This window comes from Onishia niordana (genome assembly GCF_004798965.1).
Classification (GTDB): domain Bacteria; phylum Pseudomonadota; class Gammaproteobacteria; order Pseudomonadales; family Halomonadaceae; genus Onishia; species Onishia niordana.
In genome coordinates this window covers 1-270 of the sequence record NZ_SDSD01000073.1, presented here as the reverse complement: position 1 = coordinate 270, position 270 = coordinate 1, and the positions used below count along the sequence as shown (strand labels likewise).

General features: G+C 40.0%; 1 protein-coding gene. It reads left to right on the top strand.

Features of this window, described 5'->3' with window-relative positions:
• On the top strand, positions 1-256 hold a 256-nt coding region (locus tag ETC27_RS17985), incomplete at its 5' end, for a hypothetical protein (protein WP_136256069.1).
• Between the last annotated feature and the right edge of the window lie 14 nt (positions 257-270).

The window sequence follows — 270 nt, the reverse complement described above, 5'->3', positions numbered from 1 at the left end:
AATGGGACTTCTCTTAGCATTTCTAGGTGGTGGACTTTCTTTGCTGAACTTTTCTGCCGAATGGCGGTTTTTTTCCTTGCAGCTTATTTTCACTCTCCTTTCCTTAAGCAGTATGTTTGCCTATAAAGGAAAGCGCACAAGAAGATCCTATGAAGGAGATGGCACAAGTATCTTCACCTTTGGTTTTGTCTTGTGTTTTCTTTCATTTATCGGATCAGCATCGATTCTTCTGGCCTTATTCATGGGCTGGCAGTGAATAAAAAAACATAA